Below are 6,384 nucleotides of genomic sequence, written 5' to 3'. Positions count from 1 at the left end.
CGCTTGTCCCACACCTCGTAGTTGGGGTGGTAGATGCGGATGCCGTAGTCGTAGTAGCGCTGCACCTCCTCGCGGGGGAGCGCCTGCGCCACCACCTTGCCGATCCACCGCCCCGGAAAGCGCTCCTCGATGGCCTGCGCGTAGAGCCCGTAGAAGTCGGCCTCCTCGCGCCCGTCCACCTTGCTGGTCACGCTGCCGCCCGTGAGCGTGTACGCGTGCGAGGTGTGGCCCGTGTCGTACCGGTCGATGATGGCCAGCGCCTCGAGCACTTCCTCGATGGGCTTGATGCCGGTGTACGGCCGCCCCTCCTGCTTGTGCTGGCGCCAGTTGTGGTTGATGTCGCAGTACTGGCACTCTTCCTTGGCGCCGAAGTACTGGCACATCCGAAAGACGGTCAGGTAGACCAGGTAGCCCCACTGAATGGTGGGCGCGATCTCCATCACCGTCTTGCCGTTGCTCAGCGTGTGCCGGTAGTACTCCGGCATGCCGGGCAGCGTCACGTCGGCGATGGGGGCGCCGTCCATGCTGAGCGTGAGCGTTTCCGAGCCCGCCGTGCGCGAGACGCGGTAGGGAGAGTCGGGGTTCACGCGCACGGACACGATGGTGCGGCGCAGCGCGTAGGGGCCGCCGGTGAGCGCCACTTCCTCGGGCGGGCGGCGCCGGGCCGCGTTGCCCAGCTGCGCCAGCGGCTTCTGGTCGAACGAGAAGATGAAGTACGACTTGGGCTTGACCTCACCTTCCAGGTTGTCGGTCAGCGCCGAATCGTCAAACGCCATCCCGGTCCGCAGCAGGTCCTCCTTGAGGACGGCTTCGGGCGGAATGTGCGGAAAGCTGTTCATCAGCCCTTCAACAAGGGCCGTGCGATCGCTCATCAGGGATTGCTTCCCGGTGCGCCAAGGTGAATACAGCGCTTGAATTTAACGGATCTGCCGCGGGATTGTAAGCGGACGGGCGTTCGGCAGGAGGGACGACGGGAGGCCTGGTCGATGAACGGAGCCACACGGGAAGACCGCCTCCGCGCCTCCGCTACGGATTCTTTTCCCCGGTTCCGGACGTCGCCGCGGTGATGCGGGCGGAAAGCAGCGCGGGATCGGCGTAGCTGTCCAGCCCCAGGCGCAGCGACCACGCGGGAAGGGAGGCCGCCCGTTGCAGCAGGGCGAGCAGCGCGGGCGCGGCGCCCCGGTCCGCCAGCAGCCACGGAGACTGCCGCAGCAGCAGCGCCAGCGCGTCCGCGCCGGAAACGCGCTCCAGCGCGGTCGGCCGGTCGGCCTGCACGCGCGGAAAGAGCAGGCCCGCCAGCGGCGCCGCCTGCAGCCACTGCCCCGGCCAGCGGGCGTGGGGATCCGTCGTGCCGCGGCGGTGCAGGGGAGCGCCGCCTTCCCATCCCTCGTCCAGGTGAAAGGGGCGCGGCCATCCCTCGGCCTCGATCCCGCCCTGCGCGGCGCGGAGGATCACGTGGTCGTCGCTCACGTAGCGCCACCCCGCCTGCAGCAGGTTGGCGCAGGTGGTCGTCTTTCCCGCGTGCGTGTCGCCCACCAGCAGCCAGGCGCGCCCGTCCGCATCCACCGGCACGGCCGCGTGCACCAGCGCGCGCCCCATGCGCCCCAGCAGCAGCGCGCCCGCGAGGGTGCATCCGGTGAACACTTCCCACTCCGACGCGGCAAAGGGCGCCGCATCCGCCACCTGCAGATGGGCGCCCCCGTTCAGCCGCACCGTGCCGCGCAGCCCCGCCGAGCCCGCCAGCCCCGCGGACCCGTCCTGCATCCAGGCGCCCACCGTGCCCAGCCGCAGCGTGGGCTCCCCTTCCATCGGCGCCTCTTCCCCCGCGCCGCCCGTCAGGCGGATGACGCGGGCGCCGGGGCGCACGTCCCCGTCTGCGGGAACCAGCGGGAGCCAGCGCGCGGCGGCGTCCGCCAGGTGCGGCGCGATGCGGATGCCGAGCGAGCCGTCCCGCAGCAGCGAGCGATGGATCACGCGGGCGTCAGCGGAGCGGAAAGGCGGTCATGGCGTCCGGCGCCGGCGGCTCCGCGGCCGGGTCGCGCACCACCCAGGCGTGCGCGGCAATCACGCCCGCGCCGTCCCCGCTCCGGACGCCGATGCGCACGACCGCGGGCACGCCAAAGGCGCGCAGGGCCAGGCACTGCGCCACGCTGCGGTACAGGCAGGTGTTCTTCCACGGCAGCCCGGGCACGGTGCCCAGCATGGCCACCGCGCGCACCGCGGCGCCTTCCGCCCCGCGCGGCGCGCGAACGGCCGCGCCCGCCGGTTCCGGCGGGCGCAGCAACTCCGTCCACCGGCGGCCGTGCAGCCACAGGGGAACGCGCAGGGCCGCCCACACCCCCGTGGCCGCCGCGCGGACCAGCGTCATTCCGAGGCGGGAGCGGCGAGGCCCCGCGCGGCCAGGTCGGCCAGCAACGCGTCCACCGCCTCGGCCGCCTGCGGGCGGTCCACCTCGAACTTCGCGCACAGCTCGTCCACCAGCGCGTCGCGCCCCAGCCCGCGCTCCAGCCCCTTGAAGACCACCGCGGCCGTCTCGTTGAGCCGGTAGTAGTTCTTGGTTTCCATGTTCAGCAGCACGGCCTCGCCTTCCAGGTGCGCGGCCAGGATGTCTTCGGGAACCTTGTACTCGCGCGAATCGCTCATCGACGGGTCGGCTGGGGGCAAAGGCGGATGGTGCACAAAGATCGCGCCGCGACGGGTGTGCGATCAACCCCCCGCGGCACGGTGGCCGGAGATTCTCCGCTCCGGGAACATCCGCGCGGGGGCCGCTGCGGCCGGCGCCCGCGCGAAACGGTCAGGGGCGCGCGGCCAGCGCGGCCTCAATGGCGCGCAGCCGCTCGGCGAGTTCCGCGTTCCGGCTCCGCAGCCCCTCCACGTCCGCCCGCAGCGCCGCGTTCTCCGCGGCGAGCTCCTCGACGCGCGCGGCCTGGGCGGTGCTCCGCGCGTCCAGCGCCTTGACCGCCGCCAGGTTCACGCCGTCAAAGTCGCTCATGTTGATGGTGCGGTCGTCGCCGTTCAAGCCGAACGCGGCGTGCCAGTCCTGCGCCATGGGGCCGATGTGGCGCACCGTGCGGTCCGCCTCGTCGCGGTAGCGCCACTCCGTCACCGGCACCCGGCGCAGCCGGGTGAGGACGTCTTCGCCATCCAGGTCCGCGAACCCTTCCTTGCGCGAGCGGTCCGAGACGACGTTCCACGAACTGCCCCCCGCGGCGATGGTCACGCCCGTGGTGAGCGCCTGGTTGGTGAACAGCCGGTACCCGCCCGGCGCGCGCGCGCTCCACTGGCCGTCCGCGGTCGCAAGGAGGGAGTCGCTGGCCGCGCTGGCGCCGGCCAGCGTGCCGCCCCACACGTAGGCGCCCACGCGGCCCGCCGTCGACGCGCGGTACCCGGCCGCGAAGCCGTAGTCCGCGTCCGCGGTCACCCGGGTTCCCAGCGCCACCGCGCCGCCGTTGTTGTTGGCCGCACCGCGAAAGCTCGTGCCCGCGTGCGACAGCCGCCCGGACACCGTGGTGGCCTGGCTGGCGGCCACGTTCTCCCCGCCGAGCGCCACGCTGTAGATCCCCGTGGCGATGGTGGAGTACCCGGCCGCCACGCTGTAAAAGCCGATGTTGGCGTCATCCCACGCCGTGGTGCCGCTGTACCCGGGGCTGCCCACCCGGAACGCGGCCTTGAACGGGTACCACATCATCCGCTCGCCCTCGCCCGTCGCGGGGATGATGCCGATCCCCAGGTCGCCCTTGGCCACCACGCCGCCCGCGGAGTCCACGCGAAAGCGGTCGCCCAGCGGCGAGCCGGAGCGCAGCTGCAGCAGGATGTCGGACTGCGCGGCGGCCGGGGCCGCCGAAAGCGCGAGCAGAGCGGCCGTCGCCAGGCCGAAAAGACGGGTACGCATGAGGATCCTCGTCAAAGTGGATGTTGAAACCGTCACCCGGAACGGCGCGCTCGCCGTCCGCCGAAACATGCCGCGGGTCACTGCCCGCGCGCCCTGCACGCGGCTTCCACCTGCGCGCGCGCCGGCGCGGGAAGGGCCGCCGCCTGGCGCAGGCACTCCTCGGCGCCGGCCATGGAACGCTCGCGCTGCTTCCACTCCGGGCTTACGTCCTCGGCCCTGGCCGCCACACTGTCCGCCCGCGTGGGCGCGCCGGCCCGCGGGGCCGGCGCGGGTTCCGCCGCGGCTGCCTGCGCCGTATCCGGGGCCGCAGCGGGGGGCTGCGCCGCAGGGACCGGCGCCGCCACGGCCGCCGTCTGCGCCGCGGGTGCTTCCGCCGCCTGTTCGCCGCCGCAGGCGCAGAGCGCCGCCGCGCAGGCGGCGGCCAGAGCAAGTCGTGCCTTCATCGCGAACCGGGCTCCTGAATTCAGTGTTGCCGTGATCATCAGAACGACTCCACGCGCACGCGGAAGGCGCCGTTGCGCAGCCGCCCGGCCTCCACCCGCAGGGGCGCACGCGTGTTCACGTTCCCCGCCAGGCTGTACGTGCCGGTCACCCGAAGGCGCGGCAGCCGCCCCGCCACCGTCTGCGCCACCCCGGTGAGCGCCAGCCGGCCCACCGTGTTGGTGATCCCGCCCGTCATTCCCGCCTGCACGCTCCCCGTCGCCGTCAGGTCAAAGGCGCCCAGGTTCAGCGTCGCGTTCTCCTCCACCGTCACGCCCCCGACCGTCACGTTCTGCACGAGGGTGGGAAAGACGGCTCCCCCCGCGGGGGCCGCCGGGATCACCACCGAGTCCAGCGGCATGGGCACGGCGCCCAGCGCCCAGTTGCCGCCCACGTCCCAGCTGGTGCTCCCCGTGGCGCCCGTCCAGGTGCGGGTCACCCCCGCGATGGTCAGCGGCTGCGCTCCCTGGTTGCGCCGTCCCATGGCGACCAGCGTGGACGAGCCATAGTTCGAATACGTGATGTTGATCGTCCGCTGCCCCAGGGTCAGGGCGCCGCCCGGTGCCGGGGTGCTGGGCGGGCTTCCGGCTCCCGGCACCAGGCTCACCGTGTCGGCGGCCGTGGTGACCAGGTTGCCGTAGCGGTCCATGGCCGACACCAGCAGCGGGAACGGCACGTTGGTGGCCGGCCGCCCCGGGTTGCCGCCGCGGAACCCGGCCGCGCAGGCGTCCCGCGTTTCGCCCGGGCGCAGCAGCATGAGCTGCGTGTACGGCCCCGGCGCGTTGATGAAGGTGACCGGCGCCGCCGCCGTGCCCGCCGTGCGCACGCTGCAGAGCTGCCGCATGCCGGGGTAGTCGGCCACCGCGGCGTCCGTGGCCAGGCTCCCGGGGAGCACCGTCACCGACGTGGCGCCCAGCTCCGCGGCGCGGGCGCGCAGCCGGCGCACGGCGGCGGTGTCGGCCGCTTCTTCCATGCTTTCCGTCAGGCGCGTTTCCGTGTCCGTCACCGCCAGCACCTGAAAGAAGAACGAGAACACGTCCAGGCTGGGGCTGGCCGCCAGCGGGACGCGGAACGACAGCGTCAGCAGCCCGTCGTACTGGTTGGGCGTGGCGGCCACGGGCAGCGTGCGAGTCGCGGGCGTGGTGCGGTTGCGCACCACGTAGCCCACGGGAAAGATGTTGGTCACGTCGCCCGGCTTGGCGATGGCGGCCACCTCGTCCTCGCTCAGCACCTGCAGCACGTCGGGATACAGCGCCTGCATGGATTCCAGGTCGCTCCCCATGGCAACCGCCCCGGTGGGCACCACCTTGGTGGCGAACGCCGGGTCCGCCGCGCCGCCGTCAAAGCGCCGGAGCGAGCTGAGCGCGGTGCCGGGCACCGTTCCCGTGCGCGACACCAGCAGCATGGTCACGTTGGGGAGCGGCGCCCCGGTGCCGTTGCGCACCCGGTAGGTGAACGACACGTACCGCTGCCCGCCGGCCCCGCGCGCGCCCTCGGTAAAGGACGACGACGACACCTGCTCAAAGACGATCCCCGAACCCGCCACGCCCAGCGCAGCGTTGATTCCGCCCGGCGTGGCGGGCGCAACGGGCTCCAGGCTGCTGCTCAGCTGGCCGGAACCGAGTCCGCTCACCTCGATCTGGTACACGCCCACCGGGGTGGGCACGGACACGGGCGGCTCGGAGCCCTCGCCGGGCTTGTGGGAAGAATCCGTCACCTGGTCGGTGCAGGCGGCCAGCAGCGCCAGCGGCACGAGGAGCCAGGAATATGAGGTGCGCACGGTCAGATCTCGCATCGGGAGTGAAGTGGAAAAGGTCCGCGCGGTGCGGGGTTCCAATCACGGCCGAAAAGCTAGCGAAACATGCCAGGCGGCTCTTGGGTCAGATGACCTTGTCGGAGATGCTGTCCACACCGGAGAGCACGGGCCGGCCGCCGGGCGCATGCGGGAGGACCGGCCGGAGGAGGATGGGGGGTGAATCGGGCGGAGGGAGGACGGTAAAACCGGGCGGCGG

At 72.8% G+C, this 6,384-nt stretch carries 7 protein-coding genes; all 7 read right to left on the bottom strand.

Annotation, left to right across the window (positions count from 1 at the left end; all coding sequences use genetic code 11):
• Window positions 1-872, bottom strand: an 872-nt coding sequence (locus VF665_RS12685) for a hypothetical protein (protein ID WP_331053795.1), incomplete at its 3' end; no start/stop codon positions are given.
• Between the two features lie 154 nt (window positions 873-1,026).
• The gene (locus VF665_RS12680; RefSeq protein ID WP_331053794.1) at window positions 1,027-1,974 is read right to left on the bottom strand and encodes a hypothetical protein; all 948 of its coding nucleotides are present in this window, start codon (window positions 1,972-1,974) and stop codon (window positions 1,027-1,029) included.
• A gap of 7 nt (window positions 1,975-1,981) precedes the next feature.
• The gene (locus VF665_RS12675; protein ID WP_331053793.1) at window positions 1,982-2,368 is read right to left on the bottom strand and encodes a lasso peptide biosynthesis B2 protein; all 387 of its coding nucleotides are present in this window, start codon (window positions 2,366-2,368) and stop codon (window positions 1,982-1,984) included.
• Window positions 2,365-2,643, bottom strand: coding sequence for a PqqD family protein (locus VF665_RS12670; RefSeq protein ID WP_331053792.1), 279 nt, complete (start codon window positions 2,641-2,643; stop codon window positions 2,365-2,367). The genes VF665_RS12675 and VF665_RS12670 overlap by 4 nt, the downstream gene beginning before the upstream one ends.
• A 151-nt stretch (window positions 2,644-2,794) precedes the next feature.
• Window positions 2,795-3,892, bottom strand: coding sequence for a tail fiber domain-containing protein (locus VF665_RS12665; protein WP_331053791.1), 1,098 nt, complete (start codon window positions 3,890-3,892; stop codon window positions 2,795-2,797).
• A 77-nt stretch (window positions 3,893-3,969) separates the two neighbouring features.
• On the bottom strand, window positions 3,970-4,335 hold the full coding sequence (locus VF665_RS12660) for a hypothetical protein (protein WP_331053790.1): 366 nt from the start codon (window positions 4,333-4,335) through the stop codon (window positions 3,970-3,972).
• 38 nt (window positions 4,336-4,373) lie between these two features.
• Window positions 4,374-6,167, bottom strand: a complete 1,794-nt coding sequence (locus VF665_RS12655) for a hypothetical protein (RefSeq protein ID WP_331053789.1) — start codon at window positions 6,165-6,167, stop codon at window positions 4,374-4,376.
• Window positions 6,168-6,384: the final 217 nt, after the last annotated feature.

The sequence above is a fragment of the Longimicrobium sp. genome (assembly GCF_036387355.1).
Taxonomy (GTDB): domain Bacteria; phylum Gemmatimonadota; class Gemmatimonadetes; order Longimicrobiales; family Longimicrobiaceae; genus Longimicrobium.
This window is presented reverse-complemented; position numbering and strand designations above follow the sequence as displayed.